The 17,491-nt window shown below is 39.6% G+C and carries 13 protein-coding genes and 1 other RNA gene; 7 read left to right on the top strand and 7 right to left on the bottom strand.

The genetic code is table 11. The features are described from left to right. The first annotated feature begins 3 nt into the window (after positions 1-3). From BLR37_RS01635 to BLR37_RS01615, 5 genes are all read left to right on the top strand, one after another. Positions 4-1,584 carry a SusD/RagB family nutrient-binding outer membrane lipoprotein gene (locus BLR37_RS01635; RefSeq protein WP_090763687.1) on the top strand — a complete coding sequence of 527 codons (1,581 nt, stop codon included), beginning with the start codon at positions 4-6 and terminating at the stop codon, positions 1,582-1,584. Between the two features lie 9 nt (positions 1,585-1,593). Then, positions 1,594-3,132, top strand: a complete 1,539-nt coding sequence (locus BLR37_RS01630; protein ID WP_143009508.1) for a DUF5689 domain-containing protein — start codon at positions 1,594-1,596, stop codon at positions 3,130-3,132. 86 nt (positions 3,133-3,218) lie between these two features. Continuing rightward, positions 3,219-4,628 (top strand): calcineurin-like phosphoesterase C-terminal domain-containing protein, encoded by a 1,410-nt coding sequence (locus tag BLR37_RS01625; RefSeq protein ID WP_090763677.1) that lies wholly within the window; start codon positions 3,219-3,221, stop codon positions 4,626-4,628. A gap of 168 nt (positions 4,629-4,796) precedes the next feature. Next, positions 4,797-5,696 (top strand): glycerophosphodiester phosphodiesterase family protein, encoded by a 900-nt coding sequence (locus tag BLR37_RS01620; RefSeq protein WP_090763674.1) that lies wholly within the window; start codon positions 4,797-4,799, stop codon positions 5,694-5,696. 25 nt (positions 5,697-5,721) lie between these two features. Continuing rightward, positions 5,722-6,420 carry a GDSL-type esterase/lipase family protein gene (locus BLR37_RS01615; RefSeq protein WP_090763671.1) on the top strand — a complete coding sequence of 233 codons (699 nt, stop codon included), beginning with the start codon at positions 5,722-5,724 and terminating at the stop codon, positions 6,418-6,420. Between the two features lie 114 nt (positions 6,421-6,534). On the opposite strand, the gene bioD is transcribed toward BLR37_RS01615, so the two are convergent. The 4 genes from bioD to BLR37_RS01595 all read right to left on the bottom strand — a co-directional run bounded on the left by bioD (position 6,535) and on the right by BLR37_RS01595 (position 9,663). Beyond that, complete coding sequence (gene bioD / locus BLR37_RS01610; RefSeq protein WP_090763670.1) at positions 6,535-7,143, bottom strand: dethiobiotin synthase; 609 nt, start codon at positions 7,141-7,143, stop codon at positions 6,535-6,537. Next, entirely contained in the window at positions 7,136-8,266 is a 1,131-nt protein-coding gene (locus BLR37_RS01605) for an aminotransferase class I/II-fold pyridoxal phosphate-dependent enzyme (protein ID WP_090763668.1), read from the bottom strand. The genes bioD and BLR37_RS01605 overlap by 8 nt, the downstream gene beginning before the upstream one ends. Before the next feature lie 88 nt (positions 8,267-8,354). Continuing rightward, entirely contained in the window at positions 8,355-8,807 is a 453-nt protein-coding gene (locus BLR37_RS01600; protein ID WP_090763666.1) for a hypothetical protein, read from the bottom strand. Between the two features lie 79 nt (positions 8,808-8,886). Beyond that, a complete protein-coding gene (locus BLR37_RS01595) occupies positions 8,887-9,663 on the bottom strand; it encodes an XRE family transcriptional regulator (RefSeq protein WP_039470948.1) in 777 nt (258 codons plus the stop codon). Between the two features lie 133 nt (positions 9,664-9,796). On the opposite strand from BLR37_RS01595, the gene BLR37_RS01590 reads away from it, so the two are divergent. Continuing rightward, positions 9,797-10,147, top strand: a complete 351-nt coding sequence (locus BLR37_RS01590) for a GIY-YIG nuclease family protein (RefSeq protein WP_039470950.1) — start codon at positions 9,797-9,799, stop codon at positions 10,145-10,147. Positions 10,148-10,221: 74 nt separating this feature from the next. Here BLR37_RS01590 and BLR37_RS01585 read toward each other — a convergent pair whose 3' ends face one another. Together BLR37_RS01585 and BLR37_RS01580 are read right to left on the bottom strand one after the other, a co-directional pair. After that, positions 10,222-13,374 carry a peptidase MA family metallohydrolase gene (locus BLR37_RS01585; protein ID WP_090763664.1) on the bottom strand — a complete coding sequence of 1,051 codons (3,153 nt, stop codon included), beginning with the start codon at positions 13,372-13,374 and terminating at the stop codon, positions 10,222-10,224. Positions 13,375-13,546: 172 nt separating this feature from the next. Beyond that, the gene (locus BLR37_RS01580; protein WP_090763661.1) at positions 13,547-16,000 is read right to left on the bottom strand and encodes a transglycosylase domain-containing protein; all 2,454 of its coding nucleotides are present in this window, start codon (positions 15,998-16,000) and stop codon (positions 13,547-13,549) included. A 143-nt stretch (positions 16,001-16,143) separates the two neighbouring features. Between BLR37_RS01580 and BLR37_RS01575 the strand changes: the two genes are divergently transcribed. Continuing rightward, positions 16,144-17,022, top strand: coding sequence for a polyphosphate kinase 2 family protein (locus BLR37_RS01575; protein WP_090763658.1), 879 nt, complete (start codon positions 16,144-16,146; stop codon positions 17,020-17,022). Positions 17,023-17,026: 4 nt separating this feature from the next. Here BLR37_RS01575 and rnpB read toward each other — a convergent pair. After that, positions 17,027-17,406, bottom strand: an RNA gene (gene rnpB / locus BLR37_RS01570) — RNase P RNA component class A. Between the last annotated feature and the right edge of the window lie 85 nt (positions 17,407-17,491).

The raw sequence follows: 17,491 nt of genomic DNA, 5'->3' as shown, positions 1-17,491 counted from the left end.
AAAATGAAAAAGATTAAAAATATTACAGGTTATGCTTTCTTACTGGTGATAGGGACTTCGTTGTTCTCCTGCAAGAAAGATTTCGATAAAATCAATATAGATCCAATAGGTGTGCCAAGTGTTACTGCCGATAAATTGCTGGCACCTACTTTAACAAACGTATTAAGTGCAAATTTAATACGTAACCGAAGCATTAACAATGAATTAATGCAGGTTACTGTTTCTACTCTGGATGAGGTATTGGAAGGTAGAATTTACAGATATGATATCAGAAGACAATTATCTGATGCCATGTGGAATTCATGGTATACTGAATTGACCAATATTAAGGATATCAATGCGATTGCGAGCACAACTGGTACAGTTAACACTTCATATCAGGGAATTTCAAAAATTGCAGAGGCCTGGACTATGCAATTGCTTACCGATACTTATGGGGATGTACCCTACACAGAGGCAAATCAGGGTAAGTTTGGCGTGTTGGAGCCAGCATTCGATAAGCAAAAAGATATTTATATGTCACTATTGAATAAACTGGAAGAAGCAAATACATTGTTAACAGCAGGGCAGACAATTACAGCGAGCAGCGATCCGGTATTTAATGGGGACGTTACTAAATGGCGCAGGTTTGGAAACTCATTGTATCTAAGATTGTTGCTCCGTATTTCGGGCAAAGCCGAAGCAAGTGCGCAGGCTATAGCTAAAATTAAAGAAATAGTGGATACTAACCCGGCCAAGTATCCGATTATGACGGATAATACGCATACCGCTAAAATTCTGTGGAATGGAACAAACAGCAGTACAGCAGTTTACTCTTCACCATTTATGGTTAGTGTGAGACCTGCCGATTTCAGGGCATCTGCTATTGTAGATTTTTTTATCAATAATTTAACAACCTGGGCCGATCCGAGAATAAATCCGGCTTATGGAAAGAATGGAGTAAACAGATGGGGTATTGCCGCCGGACCTGCAGGATATGTTGGTGTGCCAAGTGCTTATCCTATCGGTAGCGGAGCACCAACAAAACAAGCTTATTTTTATTCTGATGCACAGTCGGGCAATCCATTCAGCTTACAAACAGATGCTTCAACAGGTGTTATCATGAATGTTGCCGAAGTTGATTTTATTTTGGCAGAGGCGGCTGCAAGAGGCTTTATTAATGGAACTGGTGAGAGCTATTATTACAAAGGTATTGCTGATGGAATTAATTATTGGATTCCGACATTATACACAAAGGGAGATGATGCATTGGTAAGAGACTACGCTTTAAAAGGCGATTTTAGCTGGAATAATGCATTGCCTTTGGATAGTAAAGTTGCAGGTGCCGACAGTAAATTAGAGCAGATTCATCTGCAAAAATACTATGCCTTGTTTTTAGTCGATTTTCAACAATGGTTTGAATATCGCAGAACCGGGCATCCGCTGCTTCCACAAGGAGCAAGTTTATTAAATGGAGGCAAAATGCCGGTTCGTTTGTACTACCCAATACTTGCCCAATCTACAAATCCAACGAATTATAAAAATGTTCTGGCTGCACAAGGACCAGACGATGTAAATACACTTATGTGGTGGCAAAAACCTTAAATACTATTGATGATGAAAAATAATTTAAAATATTTTCTTTTGCTGGCAGTTGTTGTTGCTATTTACTCGAGCTGTAAGCGGGATGAAGACTATCGTTATAAGTTTTCAGAAAGTGGTTTCATTTCTAACTTCGATTTAAGAAGATACTATAAAGGATCAGATCTTGCACTTAATGCCGATGCCATAGGAGGAGCTACAAGTATTAGAGGAGTAGTGGTTTCAGATTTCAGATCGGGTAATTCGGTAGCAGGATTAATTGCCTTGCAAAATAGCCGCATTAATGGTTCGGCAGATTCGTTAAGGGGAATCTCATTCAACATCGGGGCGGCTGCAGCAAATTTTACCCCCGGCGATTCCTTGCATATTAAACTGGATGGTGGCGTATTAAAAAGGGTAGATGGGATTTTACAAATTACCGGTTTAACAACTGCTGCTATAACTAAAGTGGCTTCCGGAAGGATTATCAAATTGCAGGCGGCAAGTACGAGTACTATTTTAGCCAATCCTGATCGTTATGAAAGTACCTTGGTAGCCATTAACAGCGCTGTGTATGATCCTGAGCCCACTAGTGGTACTGTATATTCAGGAGATAAAATTCTTAACGATGGTTTCGGGCAGGCAACGTTGCGTACCAGTGCCAATGCTACTTTTGCCAATACTGCCGTTCAGCCATCGGGTAATTTTACGGGAGTAGTTTATGTTACGGGAACAGGAGCTGCAAAAAAGATCGAATATAGGATGAGAACAATAGATGATTTCTTTTATGTTGCGATGCCAAAACTTTCTCCTGCAATTATTTCAGGATTTCACGTAGATCCGAATGGTACAGACGGAAATTACGAGTACATTCAGTTTTTAGCTACCAAGGATATAGATTTTGCTGTAACTCCATTTTCAGTGTATACCAATAACAATGCAGGTGCAACGGCTTTTCCAACCTTAGGATGGAATACCGGAGCGCTTAGAACCTATAAATTTAATCTTACCTCGGGCACTGTAAAAAAAGGAGAGTTTTTCTACGTTGGAGGTGCAGGTCAGCGCATTAATGGTTCAGCATCAACAGTTATACCAGCATCCAAATGGATAGCCAGTGTAAATTATACAACCGTAAAAGGTGCAAATGGTGTGGGTGACGTAACCGGCAACTTATTAGCCAATAGCGGAAACGTGGCAGGTATTGCAATATTTGAAGGTACTGATGTTACGCCAAATTCCATTCCATTAGATGTAATCTTCTATGGCGGACCAAATGGCAGCTATTACACTCCAGGTCCACCTGAATATGGATTTAGAATTACCATAACTGATAAATTTAGCACTTACGCTGGTACAGCTGCTCAAGAGTATTATGGAAAAGGAACCAATTCAAATGACAAACGCTTTGCTGGTTTTCCTGCTGCGGTTAGCTTTGCCAGATTAGGAGGTGTATATAAAGCTAAGAAAGGTGGATGGGAGTCGGCCCGGACAATGATAAGCGTTACATTAACCAATACTTCGGTGCTTAGCGAAATCGAAACCGGAAGTGTTACAGCTTTAATCGATAAGTAAAAAAGAAATAAGCAGGGCCAGTTTTACTGGCCCTCTTCATATTATATAATAAAAATTAAGCCACTGGTTTAATATCAATAAAAATCATGAACAGAAGATCCTTTATCCAAAAATCAGGCATATTAACCACGAGTTTATTTATTAGCTTAAAATCATTTCCGTCATCGCTGTTTGCTATTGATGGTGTGGTAAGCGGAACAGTAACCAGTAAAAGCAAAACTGTTGCAGGAGTGGTTATATCTGATGGATATAGTGTAGTGCAAACCGATAAAAACGGTAATTACGAAATTAAACTTAACGAACTGGCACGTTTTGTATGGATCAGCACACCATCCGGATATGAATTTAAAACCGAAAGCAGCATTGCTCGCCATTATTACAAGCCAGATACGGCCGGAAAGTTAAATTTCGATCTTAAACCCTTAAAACAGAATGATGATAAACACAATTTTATTATTTGGGCCGATCCACAGGTAAAAAACAAAAAAGACGTAGCGCAAATGATGGAAACCTCGGTTCCAGATACCCGCGAGGTAGTAAAAAGTATGGGTAAAACTCCGGTACATGGAATTGGGGTAGGTGATCTGGTTTGGGATAATTTTGATCTTTTTCCTGCATATGATGAGGCCATAGCTAAAATTGGCATTCCGTTTTTTCAGGCATTAGGTAATCATGATCAGGATTACCGGCAGGGTGGTGATGATACTTCCGACAGGACTTTTCAGGCACATTACGGGCCAACTTATTACTCGTTTAATAGGGGTAAGGCACATTATGTGGTTTTAGATGATGTACGCTATTTAGGTGTTGAGCGTACTTACGATGGTTATATTACCCCAACACAATTAGATTGGCTGGCCAAGGATTTGCAATTTGTACCTAAGGACGCCTTGTTGATCATTTGTCTGCATATTCCGGTACATAATGCGGTAAAAAATAATGAAGATTTTTACGCCGTTCTAAAAGATTTCAAGAACATTCACATCATGTCGGGCCATACCCACTTTAATAAAAATGTGATTAAAAACGGCATTTTTGAACATAACCATGGTACAGTTTGTGGCGGCTGGTGGACCGGTCCGATTTGTGAAGATGGAACCCCGCGCGGTTATGGCGTTTACGAAGTTGACGGAACAGATCTGAAATGGTATTACAAATCAACAGGCAGGGACCGAAAAGAGCAATTGGATATTTATGTAGATACTTTGACCAACCAGAAAAGATTGATTGCCAATGTTTGGAATTATGATCCCGAGTGGAAAGTAGAATATTTTTTGGATGGAAAAGCTATGGGCGCAATGGCGCAGCAAGATGGATTTGATCCCTTAGCAGTAAAATTATATAAAGGTGATAAATTGCCTAATCCAAGGCCATTTGTAGAACCCCGTTCAACCGATCACCTGTTTTTAGCCCATTTTGAACCCAGTGTTAAAAATGTGAAAGTAGTAGCTACCGATCGCTTTGGCGAAAAATTTGAAGCAGAAATTAATGCTTAAACAGGTTTGGTGTGCTATCTGATGTTGCCATCTGATAGTGATTGAAAAATTAATGTAGATTTAATTAAGCGTGTTAAATGGTAAGACCTGATACCATTATCTTGTAGATTAAATTAACAGCGTCGGAATGTTATTCATCCAACGCCACTATAAAATCCCTTTTTGGATATGAAACTTAAAAAAACAGCAATCTTTATTCTTTTATCTGCATTCGCGGTAAAGTCGAATGGTCAAGAAGTTAAATTTCCTGCATTCAGTGCAGAAGCACATCGCGGCGGACGTGGTTTAATGCCGGAGAACACCATCGCGGCCATGCTGAACGCCATGAAGATTGAAGGCATAACTACCCTGGAAATGGACACCCACATCTCAAAAGATGGGAAAGTAGTAGTAACGCATGATGATTATTTAAGTCCGGCATTTATGCTTAGCCCTGAAGGAAAAGAAATTCCGGAAGCAGATGCGCGTAAATACCCGATTTTTAGTATGAATTACGATGAAATTAAGAAGTTCGATATCGGAAGTAAATATTACGGTCTTTTTCCGCAACAGAAAAAAGAAAAAGCACAGCTGCCTTTGCTTGGCGATTTAATTGATGCTGTTCAGCGTGATATCAAAGCCAATAAACGCAAACAGTTCTTTTACAACATCGAAACCAAATGCAGCGAAAAAGGAGATGGGGTAACCAATCCAGATCCCGAAACTTTTGTTAAGTTGCTAATGGAGGTCATTAACAATAAGAAAATTACCCCTTTTGTGGTGATCCAATCGTTTGATAAACGCACCATTCAGCTTATACACCAGAAATATCCTGCAGTTAAAACTTCTTTCCTTGTAGCCAATAAAAAAACTTACGAAGAAAATATTGCCGATTTAGGTTTTAAGCCATTTATTTTAAGTCCGGTGTGGCAAATGGTTACCGAAGAGCTGGTAACAAAAGCGCATGCCGATGGGGTTAAAATTATTCCATGGACTGCCAATACTTTAGCCGATGTACAGAAACTGAAAGCTTTAAAGGTAGATGGTATTATTTCTGATTATCCAGATGTTTTAGTACAGGCAAAATAGTATTTTAGGCTTTTATAATCATAGCATGAGAACATTTTTAAACAGGTTACTGGCTTTTGCTTTTGCACTAGTACTGCTAAATTTCAAAGCGGTACAGGCGCAGGTAGTAAAATGGGACAGCACTTATCGCCCGGGTAAATATGTAGAGTTGGTAGCGAAATTTAAGGCTGACCCTAAATCGAAAAAGGATTTTGTTTTTCTGGGCAACAGCATTACAGCTGGTACCGATTGGGCCAAATTATTGGATTTGCCACAGGCAAAAAACAGGGGTATTTCGGGCGATATTACTTTTGGTGTATTGGAACGTTTGCAGGATGTAATTGATGGTAAACCTGCTAAGGTTTTTGTGCTGATTGGCATTAACGATATTTCGCGGAATATTCCCGACAGTATTATTTTAAGGAATTATAAAACCATCATCAGCAGAATCAGAAAGGGCTCAAAGAAAACGCACATCTATTTCAATACCCTTTTACCGGTAAACAGTGCCTTCGAAAAGTTTAAAAACCATTATGGTAAAGATGAGCACATTTTGTGGCTGAATGAGGAGATCAGGAAATTTGCTGCAAAAAATGTAACTGTTATCGATCTTTATCCGAATTTTACCGATCAGGATAAGCATTTAAAGGCTGAACTGACTAAAGACGGTTTACATCTTATTCCCGCCGGCTATCAGGTTTGGGCCGATTTTCTTAAAAAGAGTGGTTTTTTAACTGAACGTTAATTTTTTAGACCTCGCAGGTTTTTAAAACCTGCGAGGTCTTTGTTCTTCAAAATAGCTTAATGAGGTCCTTCGACAGGCTCAGGATGACAAATTTGTGTTTAGTTTTTTAAGCTTTTAAATCGAAATATATTCGCCAGCCATGGCTACCTGTTCCTGGTTAATCTCGCTTAAGTGAGGTACATAGCCTAGTTTTTTTACCTGGCTATACTGCAAAATATATCTTTCCGTTTCGGCATTTTCATCGCCATTAAAAATGATCCCTTTAACCGGAATATCGTACTGTTTTAGCAGATTGAGCGATAATAAGGTATGGTTGATGCTACCCAGGTAATTTTGCGAAACCAGTATCACTTCAACATTCAGTTTTTTAATTAAATCTATAATCAGCTCGGTTTCGTTTAAAGGAACCATTAAACCGCCTGCGCCTTCAATAATCAGGTTATTCGCAGTTTCAGGCGTGTTAATATGGTTAAGGTTAATTTCAATTCCATCCAGTCTGGCCGATAAATGCGGCGAAAGGGGCTGTGTTAAGCGGTAACTTTCGGTATGGATAACGGTTTTAGTATTGGTAATTAAGCTGCCAATGGTTAAACTGTCGCTTGTATCAAGATCTCCAGACTGGATAGGTTTCCAATAATCAGCCTGGAGTTTTTCGGTTACAATAGCACTAATCAGTGTTTTGCCAATGCCGGTTCCAATGCCGGTAATAAAGTATTTAGCCATTCAATTGAAATTCGTTTAAGTGATTAACCAATGAGGTAATTTCCTCATCAGCATTAAAAGTGTGGAGGCAGATGCGCAACCGCTCTTTACCCAACGCCACAGTTGGGCTTAAAATTGCCCTTACATCAAATCCTGCTTGTTGTAAAGTTGTTGCAGCCTGTTTAGCTCGCTCGTTTGATGGAAATAAAATGCCCTGTATAGCACTTTCGCTATCTAAAGCCTGTATGTGCTTAGCTTTAATTAGCTTTCTGAAAAGTGCAATTTTCTGATGGATTATACTTAGGTCTGTTTTACGCAATAACTGGTAAGCCGCATTTACGGTTATGATGTTATGAATCGGTGCTGCGGTAGTATAAATAAACGACCGTGCAAAATTGATCAGGTAATGGCGCAGGTTTTGGCTGCCCAGTACTATTGCGCCATGCGCACCTATAGCTTTACCGAAAGTAACAACAGTTGCAAATACCTGATTGGTAAGGTTGAGTTGATGCACTAAACCTTTACCCGTTTCGCCAAAAATGCCGGTAGCGTGTGCTTCATCAACAATTAAATTAGCACCATATTGTTCGCATAATGTCGCTATTGCCGTTAAGGGGGCAGTATCGCCATCCATTGAATAAACACTTTCTACAACCACAAATATGTTTCCCTGTGCGGTTTTAAGCTTTGTTTCTAATGCATTTACATCGTTATGCGCAAATTTGTAGCGGGTAGCGTGGCTTAGGCGGCAACCATCTATAATACTGGCATGAACCAGTTCATCCGTAATAATGGTATCGCCACGCTGTGGGATACTTGATAAAAGACCAACATTGGCATCGTAACCCGAATTAAAGATTAAGCCGCTTGCTACACCGTGGAAGCTGGCAATGAATTGTTCGGTTTCTTCTATATAGGTCGTGTTGCCACTTAGTAGGCGAGAGCCTCCTGAACCATTTTTATAGAGAGGTACTTGCTGTGTTAAAGCTGAAACGAGTTGTCGCAATTCCGCTGATTGGGCAAAACCCAGGTAATCATTTGAACAAAAATCGACAGGAGGGAGGTTGGTAGACAAGTTTCTGATCGAAAGGTTATCTTTCCGTTCCTGGAGTTTGCTGTTAAGGAATTGCTCAATTTTACGCATTGGCCAAAAATACAGAAAGCGTGCTGAATAATCAGAACGCTTTCTAAAATATGACGAATTAGCTTATTGTTAAAGCCAATGTAATGAATTAGCCTTGTGTTGGTGGGTTAGAAACCACCGGAGCTTTATCTTTTCTGTGCTGACCCATTCCTTTTCTCATTTTTCCTGCTTTTTCTTTGGCTTCTGCACGGAAAGCATCCATTTTGGTTTTTTGCTCGGCTGTTAATACTGCATCTATTTTAGCTTTTTGCGCATCCATAGCTGCTTTACGGTCTTTCATTTTACCTTTCATATCACCCTTGTCTGCATTTCTCCAGGTATCCATGGTTTTTGCATTTTCCAGTTGGATGGCATAAATTTTCGACTTCTGATCGGCAGTTAAGCTCAGTTCTTTTTCCATTTTGGCTGTTACTTTTTCTGCGCGCTGTTCAGCGGTCATTTTAGGCATTTGCCTTCTGGCTCTTTTTGTAGTGTCTTGTTGAGCAAATGCAGCTGTTAGACCCATCACTGCAATTGCTATTGTTAAAATTGCTCTTTTCATGTTTAATTTTTTTATGTGTTTGTTAAATCAATAGATATAAAAAAAGGTAAACGGTTTAATCGGAGCCTGTTAAAAAATGTTAATTTTTATTTAACTGTGAGATTGATTTCTGCATTTGGGCCATCATTTGAGTCAGGGTTTCCATGGTTGGATCTGGTGCAGGTTCTGGTAATGCAGTTGAAATATAGGCTTTTGCTTTCCAGATTTCTAAAATATCTTCGGCGGCAATAGTATAGGCATCGTACACCTTATTGTCTGAAATTAATTTCAGGTCTTTGTTTTCTTTAAAACGGTTACCAGCTCTTTTATATACTACGCCTTCATTTTTGCTGATAATGACATAGGTTTCGCCGGTTTTTACTTCGTTCCAGTTATCTAAATATTCGCCGATAATTACGCTGCCCGGCTGAACAGGTAACATACTATCGCCCATAATTTCGAAAGCACGGAAAGTACCTTGTCTTAAAGCAGGTATAGGCAACTGGAATTTAGGCAGGTCGCTTATATATTGTGGATCTGAAAAACCATTCAGGTAACCAGCGCTTGCTTTAACGGGAACTAATTCTATATTCTCGCGGTCGTGCTGATCGACAGAAATACTCAGTACCCTCAGGTTCGAACCTTGGCTTTTTGGTTTCGGTTTCCAGCTGTCTGATATTTTCTCATTGATGAATTCATCAATGGTTAAGTCAAAATATTCTGCTATTTTTTTTAGTAATTCATATTTAGGCTCAGCACGGTCTTCCTCGTAGGCGCCGATTAAAGATCTTTTAATTTCCATAATATCAGCGAAATTCTGCTGTGTATGGCCTTTTTTCTTCCTGAGGTACTTTAAATTATTTGAAATATTTGACATAAAAATAAATTTTAAAATAAATTTGGAATTACTAAAATAGTTAGTAATTTTATGCTCATAAAGTTAGTAATATTATTTTGAATTGCAAGAAGATATACTAAATAGTTTAGTTTTAATTTTTAAACACAAGATCATGAAAAAGTTTGTTTATATCGTTACCGACAGAAATCGCACCAGCATGCACGTAGGCATGAGTTCTGATTTGATTAAGACATTGGATTTCTACAAACAGATGCCAAACTTATTCTTTGATAATGGAATGCAATTAACCCGTTTAGTTTATTTTGAAGAGTTTAAATCTGAAGCCCAGGCTTTGGCCCGTTTTAAAACCATTAGCAGGTTTACCCGCATGCAAAAAGAACGTTTGGTGCGCTCATGTAACCCCGATTGGATTGATTTAACCATCGGATTGGATTTTGAAAACATCCTTTTGCACCGCAACATCACCAATCAGGTGAAGTTATCATTCAATAGCCTATCTTAACAAAAACATACCCTACAAAAAAAGCGATCAGTTACCCGATCGCTTTTTTTTATGCCAATAATTTTTGACTATAATTACCAGCCTGGTGCAAAGGTTAAACCAAATACACCAGCTTTAACATCTTTACGCTGAAAAGGAATGGCATAATAAGGCTCCAATACAAAGTAGCCAAAAACATTTACCCGTAGTGATACACCAACACTTAAAGCCGGCACACGCTCGTTTGTGGATTGGTAAGAACCAATAACAGCTCCATTGTCATCTTTTACAGGAACATCGGTATAAGTTGGCTCACTTTTGAAAACCACTTTAGTATCGTTTGTCCAGGCTACACCCGCATCGAAGAAAAGGTTCAAATCAGAGAATAAAAATTTAGAAGGAACTGCTGCCAGCTTTTTAGGTCCGGTAAAAGGTAGACGTACTTCGAAGTTAACTACGGCAATTTTACTTCCGCTTAACTGGTTAATATCAAAAGATTCTGAAGCCCTTGCCGATGTTGTTTTGTAAATCGAATTAGATTCGTAACCCCTGATCAGGTACGGATACCCCAGGTACATTGGGTAAAGTTTATCAGCATCTTTACCAATTCTTAAAGTATTATAACTTCTTACGGCAAAGGTAACCGGTTTAGCTCTCCAGTATTTGCGTAAATCGGCAGTTACACCAGCAAAATTGTAAGTACCTAAAAATTTCTCGCCACTTACGCGGTACCTGAAACCATCAAGCGGGGCTGTTAATCCAAAAATGGAATTGTCGCCTACAAAACCTGCGTTTAACTGAAATAGGGTAAAGGCATTAAAAGGAATACCATAATCTAGTGAAGCTTGCTCATTTGATATTTTTGTACGGTCAGAACCTACAAAAAATCCGTTCGGGTTGTAGTAATTGCTATAACGGTCTACACGGTAGCTATAATGCGAAAAGGCACCTCCAAGTTCAAAACGGTGTATTTTACTAAAAGGATATGCACCAAAAACCTGTATCTGATCTTCAAATGTTCTGATGATATCGGTACGATAATTAATGGCATCAGTTGTTTGGTTATTGCTTACCGGTACTTTTTCAAAACCGTAAGAACTAAATCCCGAAACGTAAGGGATGTGCGAAACAGCAACCCCCCAGTTAATTCTGCTTTTTTGGTTAATATAACCTACCAAGCCACCGAAATCGTAAATTTCTCCGTTTACCGAAAGGTTGGCAATAATCTGGTTGGTACCTAAAATATCGCTAAACATACCTACAATACCGCCCGAAACACCTGTGCCGAAACGGCTGGTAGATACGCCAACGCCGCTGTTTGCCAGATAATCTAACCTGAATTTTGGTCTGTAAGGCACTACTTTCATTGAGTCGGCCACCGTTTTTTCGAAACGGTCGAAATTGTTCAGGTTCGAATTAATGATATTTACTCCAATATTTTCCATCGGTGGTAAAATTGCAGCATCGAAATTTTCGTCCTGATTACCAATACGCTTAGCTTTAAAGCTGCTCAACTTCGCATTATAAAGCGTGTAGCGTTGGTAACGGTAGTAACTGTAAACAATATCATCAGTTGCTGATACCGAAATGGCTGGCGAAAATTCGGTGATACCGCTGATCCCGGTAAAGTAATCGGTTAACTGATCTACAGTATTATCGGCGAAATTGTATTTGTATAAATTCCTGAAACCATCTCTGTTTGATAAGAAATAGATGTTCTGGCTGTTCGAAGAGAATTGTGCATTCAGGTTATTAGCGCCCGGAAATACATTCAGATTGGTAACTGTTTTTGCTGCAATATCGTAAACAGCCAGATTGATTGGAAGCACTGCATTAACGGTATTGGCCTGAATGGCAGCGCGGTCTGATGAAAATACCAGTTTTTTACCGTCAGGAGAGTAGCTCGGTGCGTAATCAGAATAAACATCATCGGTAATCTGGGTTACTACTTTTGTATCCAGATTATAAGAGAAGATGTCGCTCTGGCCTTCAACCATACCCGAGAATGCCACGTCTTTTCCATTAGGCGCCCAGGTTAAATTGCCAAATTGCTGTACTTTGCCCATGGCTGTTTGCGATACGGTAGAGCCGGTTGCTACATCGACAACCATCATCTGGTTTTTACCATGACTGAAAATACTAAAGGCAAACTGTTTACTGTCTGGCGACCATGCTCCGGCCGATTCTATAAAGTTGAAATCATCAATATGGCCATTAGAAATCTGGCTGGTTAATTTTCTGATAATCCTGCCGGTTTTGGCATCTGCAAGGAATAAATCGATACCAAAAAGATCTTTTTCCGACATAAAAGCCAGGTATTTACCATCAGGGCTCAGGGCAGGAGCAACGTTCATGTTCCCGGCATTCTTGTTATCGATAATTTTTGTTCCGGTAATTTTAATCTGCGAGCTGTCTGCCTTTAGCATTGGCTTGTAGTGTGCGTCAATTGAGTTTTTCCACAGGCCTGATAAAGTTTTGTCATCGTAACCAAAAGTATATTTAATGGCGTTCTCGTAACCATATTTTGCCGTGTTCTTAAATAGCGGAACAATTGTGGTGTCGCCATACTGCGAACCAATGTAGGTCCAGAAAGCCTGGCCATAACGATACGGAAAATATTTATTGGAGTTGGTTAAATCTTTTAATGATGGAATATCACGGTTTAACATGGCATCGCGCATCCACATTGAAGTAAAGGCATCCTTTTTACCGATAGAAAGATACTCGGCCATACCTTCAACCATCCAAAGTGGCGTTTGACCTACATTTTCCAGGCTGATTGAATCTTTTTCTAATAAAATATGATATTGGAATGCATGCACCAACTCGTGACCTAAAACGTGTCTGGTTTGGCTGTTAAGCTCCATAACCGGCATAATTACACGGTTTTTTAAAGCTTCTGTAACCCCGCCGGTACCAATTCCAATTTCTCCGTTTAGTGCGGTAGTTTGTTGAAAATCAGGGTGGTTGTTGTAAAGAATGATTGGGTTTTTCTTTAAAAAAGTATCCCTGAAAACCTCCTGATGCATTTTATACCAGGTTTCAGCATCCTGCGAAAAGCGTTTCAGGAGTTTTGGGTTTTTAATGTAGTAGTAAATTTCGAAGTGTGGGGTTTGCAAAACCTCAAAATCCAGTTTTTTATATCTGACCTTATTTTGGCCAAAATACTGGGCTTTAACAGAAAGTGAAAGAATAAGCAGGAGCGATAGTACAGCATATCGCTTTAATAAAGTAGAGCCTATTTTCATACGTGTAGTTTTAGTATCGATGTTCAGTAATTTACGAAAATGGAATGGTATGAGATTTGAAAAATAAAAATAGCAATTGTTTAAAAGACTATTTAAATTTTAACATTTTTTTAAACTTTTTCGGCTAACCAAAAGCAATTGGTTAGCCGAAAATTTATGCAGGGAAATTCCCTTAATTGTTGTTATTATTCTCGTTTTTTTTCTTTTCACGCTCTTCCTGGCGTTGTTTTCTTCTCAGTTCGCGTTCTTCCTTTTTGGTTAAGGGTACGGTTGCGGCAGGTGGGGTTTGAACCGGTTCTTGTTTCTTTTCCTCTTTCTTCACCTCAGGTTCAACTACCACAGGGGTTGCCGTTTCCGGCGTCTCAGGAACTGCAAAATCAGTCGAATCAACCACTACGCTGTCGGTTGAAGTAGTGTCTCTAACAATTTGCGGACTAGGGCAGTTGTAGGTGCGGGTAATATCAACTGTGGCTTTAGGGAAAGCACCATACGTATATCCAGTGGATGGATCGAGGTAAACTTTTTCCATAAATTTGGCAAAAATAGGTAAGGCCGTTCTCGAACCTTCTCCCTGTTCGCCATTTTTAAAGTGTGCCGTCCGCTCATCACAACCTACCCAAACGCCTGTTACCAAATCTTTGGTTAAGCCCATATACCAGGCATCAACATAATCAGACGAAGTTCCGGTTTTACCACCAATCTGGTTGTTTTTCTTGAACAGGTTTGGCCATTCCCAAAGGGCCTGAGAAGTTCCTCCGGGCTCTTCCATCCCTCCACGGAACATGTAGGTCATTAACCAGGCTATTTCTTCACTTAAAACCCTTTTGGTTTTTGGCTTAAATTCGTCAATTAAATTGTTATCCTGATCGGTAATTTTTTCTACCAAAATTGGCTCGGTTCTTACACCTTTATTCATAAAAGTGGCATAAGCTTTCACCATTTCATAAACGGTTACATCGTTTGAGCCTAAACTAACCGATGGAACAGATTCTAAATGACTATCGATACCGCATTCGTGCGCATATTTTACCACATTATCCCAACCTACTTTTTCCGTAACCTGTGCGGTAATGGTATTTACCGATCTGGCCATGGCCCATCTTAAACTCATTTCGCGGTAAGTAATGCTGTAATCGGCATTTTTAGGCTCCCAGTATTTGGTTTGTCCTTTGTCCTGGTAGGCAATTTTAACTGGTTTATCGGTAAACTTGTCGCAAGGGCTCATACCTTGTTCTAAAGCTGTAAGGTAGGCGAAAGGTTTAAAAGTTGATCCTGCCTGACGTTTGGCCTGGTTTACGTGATCGTATTTGAAAAATTTATGATCGATGCCACCTACCCAAACTTTAATTTTACCACTTGCAGGTTCCATGGTCATCATACCGGTATTCATGATTTTTCCATAATAGCGGATCGAATCTAAAGTAGAAAACAGGGTGTCACGGTCGCCTTTGTAGGTGAAAATCTGCATTCTTTTCTTTTTATTGAAATAGGCCAGTACAGAATCGGGATTATTCGGGAATTTCTTTTGCAAAATGGCGTAAACCGGAAGATTTTTCATAGCCCTGTCCGGATAATCTACTTTTTGCTTTTCAGAATCGTACCACGGATCTTCGTTACCCCACACGCTGTAAAACCTGCGCTGTAAAATCCGCATTTGGTCTGCAACAGCTTCTTCAGCATATTTTTGAAGCTTAGAATCGATAGTAGTATAGATTTTTAAACCATCTTCATATAAATCGTAGCCGTTATCGGTACACCATTTTTCGAGATATTTAGCTACGGCAGCCCTTAAATAAGAATCGCCATCGCTGCCATCCTGCATTTTACCTTCTTTGAGTTTAATGGGCTCTTTAGCCAGCTGGGTTAAACTGTCTTTGCTCAGGTAATTGTATTTGTTCATCTGAGCCAGTACCACATTTCTTCTCTCCAGTGCTTTTGCCGGGTTTTTAGTTGGATTGTATAGCGTAGTTCCTTTTAGCATACCAACCAGCATCGCCGCATCAGTTGTGCTTAGGTCTTTAGCTTCTTTATCGAAATAAATCCTGCTGGCTGTTTTTATGCCATAAGTATTGTTACCGAAAGAAACGGTATTGAGGTACATTGTAATGATGTCGTTCTTCGAATAATTAGATTCGAGCTTTACAGCTGTCATCCATTCCTTTAATTTTACAATTAAGGTACGCACCAGCGGTATTTTTACCAATAAGCCCTGCGATTTGTTGTAACGCGTACGGTACAGGTTTTTGGCCAGCTGTTGTGTAATGGTGCTGGCTCCGCCATCTTTACCTAAACCGACAACTGCACGCCCTACGGCCTGCACATCAATTCCCCAATGTTTGTAAAAACGTACATCTTCTGTTGCCACGAGTGCATGTATTACACCTGGTGCAATTTCTTCGTAATTTACCGGGGTTCTGTTCTCTTTAAAGTATCTGCCAATTAATTTTCCGTCGGCAGTATAAAGCTCTGAACCCACACGTAGGGTAGGCGCTTTAATGTCGCGTACGCTGGGAGAATAGCCAAACAGCCACAAAAAATTAAGTTGAAGCGCAGAAAAGAAAATTATTACAAAAAATAAAACAATGGAAAAATAACGTAAGTACTTGTTTTTTATCTCTTTAAACATATTGGTTAAGATGATCTTATAGTAAATGCTGAGGCGTTAAATATAAAAAAACTCTGTATGCAAATTAACGTATTTAATTTACTTATTTTTTAGTTCTATATTTAAATTATTGATTCACCTGTTTATTTAAAATACGTATAGGTATGAAAAACGAATTTAAGGGATTAATTGTACAAGGCGACAAGAAATTTTCATTAAAAAACCATAAAACCGACTTCACCGGAGGCTACAATAAGGAAAAAGCAAAAGATGCATTGGTAAATTCGAAAATAGAATTAAGCCATTTACAGGAAAAATTATATGCTGCAGGAAAACATTCGGTACTGATTATTTTTCAAGCCATGGATGCTGCCGGAAAAGACAGCGCCATAGAACACGTAATGAGTGGATTAAACCCTCAGGGTTGTCAGGTGTACAGTTTTAAGGTGCCAACCTCAGAAGAATACCAGCACGATTTTTTGTGGCGGCATTATAAGGCTTTACCAGAACGTGGCCGTATCGGGATTCATAACCGTTCGCATTACGAAAATGTACTGGTATGTAAGGTACACCCAGAATATGTTTTAAGCGAGGATATTCCGGGGATTACCGATGTAAAAAAGATCAATAAAGATTTTTGGAAACAACGCTATCAAAGCATCAGAAATTTTGAACAACATTTAACGGCCAACGGTACCGTGATTCTGAAATTCTTTTTAAATGTAAGCAAGGATGAGCAGAAGCAGCGCTTTTTGGATCGGATAGAAGACCCTACCAAAAACTGGAAATTCTCTTCGGGCGATATTAAAGAAAGGGCATTGTGGGATAAGTACATGGAAGCTTACGAGGATGCCATAAATGAAACCAGTACGGCTGAATCGCCATGGCATGTTATTCCCGCCGATAAAAAATGGTTTGCACGTTTGGCCATCAGTGAAATTATTGAAGACAGACTGAAGAACCTGGACTTAAAATTTCCGGTATTGGGTGCGGATGAAACCTTAAAACTTACTGAAACGAAAAATGCTTTACTAGCAGAATAAAATAAAAAAATGCAGGTCTATAAGCCGGGTTCTGTGTCTCGGTTGCCCAAGATTTCTATCATTTATCCACTATAAACGTTGCCGTTTATCTCTAACGACCTACCCACTAACATCGGACGGGCAGCCCTACGTACGTTAGCCTATTTGGTCTTTCAACTCCCGGGGTTTACAATCCGCTGCAGTCGCCTGCAGCGCTCGTGCGCTCTTACCGCACGTTTTCACCCTTACTCCGACATAAGCCGGGGCGGTATATTCTCTGTTGCACTATTCCGTAATTCAGGTTTTCATTCCTGAACCCCTTTCCGTTAGAAAGCGAGATGCCCTGCGTTGCCCGGACTTTCCTCTCTCCCGATAAATCGGGACAGCGATAGAACAACCTGCATTTTGCACAAAGATGTGGTTTTTTAGGCAGAAAGGCATAAAAAACCAGAAGTTTTTGTGTTTACTAATGCTTTTAAGCTGTTTTAAT

Source organism: Pedobacter soli (assembly GCF_900101435.1).
GTDB lineage: Bacteria > Bacteroidota > Bacteroidia > Sphingobacteriales > Sphingobacteriaceae > Pedobacter > Pedobacter soli.
Note: the sequence above shows the minus strand (reverse complement) of the source record. Positions and strands in the feature narration are given on the sequence as shown.

What these genes read in the sequence shown, in the direction of transcription:
- BLR37_RS01635 (WP_090763687.1), top strand. Translation starts at nt 4, where the DNA reads ATGAAAAAGATTAAAAATATTACAGGTTATGCTTTCTTACTGGTGATA.
- BLR37_RS01630 (WP_143009508.1), top strand. Translation starts at nt 1,594, where the DNA reads ATGATGAAAAATAATTTAAAATATTTTCTTTTGCTGGCAGTTGTTGTT.
- BLR37_RS01625 (WP_090763677.1), top strand. Translation starts at nt 3,219, where the DNA reads ATGAACAGAAGATCCTTTATCCAAAAATCAGGCATATTAACCACGAGT.
- BLR37_RS01620 (WP_090763674.1), top strand. Translation starts at nt 4,797, where the DNA reads ATGAAACTTAAAAAAACAGCAATCTTTATTCTTTTATCTGCATTCGCG.
- BLR37_RS01615 (WP_090763671.1), top strand. Translation starts at nt 5,722, where the DNA reads ATGAGAACATTTTTAAACAGGTTACTGGCTTTTGCTTTTGCACTAGTA.
- bioD (WP_090763670.1), bottom strand. Translation starts at nt 7,143, where the DNA reads ATGGCTAAATACTTTATTACCGGCATTGGAACCGGCATTGGCAAAACA.
- BLR37_RS01605 (WP_090763668.1), bottom strand. Translation starts at nt 8,266, where the DNA reads ATGCGTAAAATTGAGCAATTCCTTAACAGCAAACTCCAGGAACGGAAA.
- BLR37_RS01600 (WP_090763666.1), bottom strand. Translation starts at nt 8,807, where the DNA reads ATGAAAAGAGCAATTTTAACAATAGCAATTGCAGTGATGGGTCTAACA.
- BLR37_RS01595 (WP_039470948.1), bottom strand. Translation starts at nt 9,663, where the DNA reads ATGTCAAATATTTCAAATAATTTAAAGTACCTCAGGAAGAAAAAAGGC.
- BLR37_RS01590 (WP_039470950.1), top strand. Translation starts at nt 9,797, where the DNA reads ATGAAAAAGTTTGTTTATATCGTTACCGACAGAAATCGCACCAGCATG.
- BLR37_RS01585 (WP_090763664.1), bottom strand. Translation starts at nt 13,374, where the DNA reads ATGAAAATAGGCTCTACTTTATTAAAGCGATATGCTGTACTATCGCTC.
- BLR37_RS01580 (WP_090763661.1), bottom strand. Translation starts at nt 16,000, where the DNA reads ATGTTTAAAGAGATAAAAAACAAGTACTTACGTTATTTTTCCATTGTT.
- BLR37_RS01575 (WP_090763658.1), top strand. Translation starts at nt 16,144, where the DNA reads ATGAAAAACGAATTTAAGGGATTAATTGTACAAGGCGACAAGAAATTT.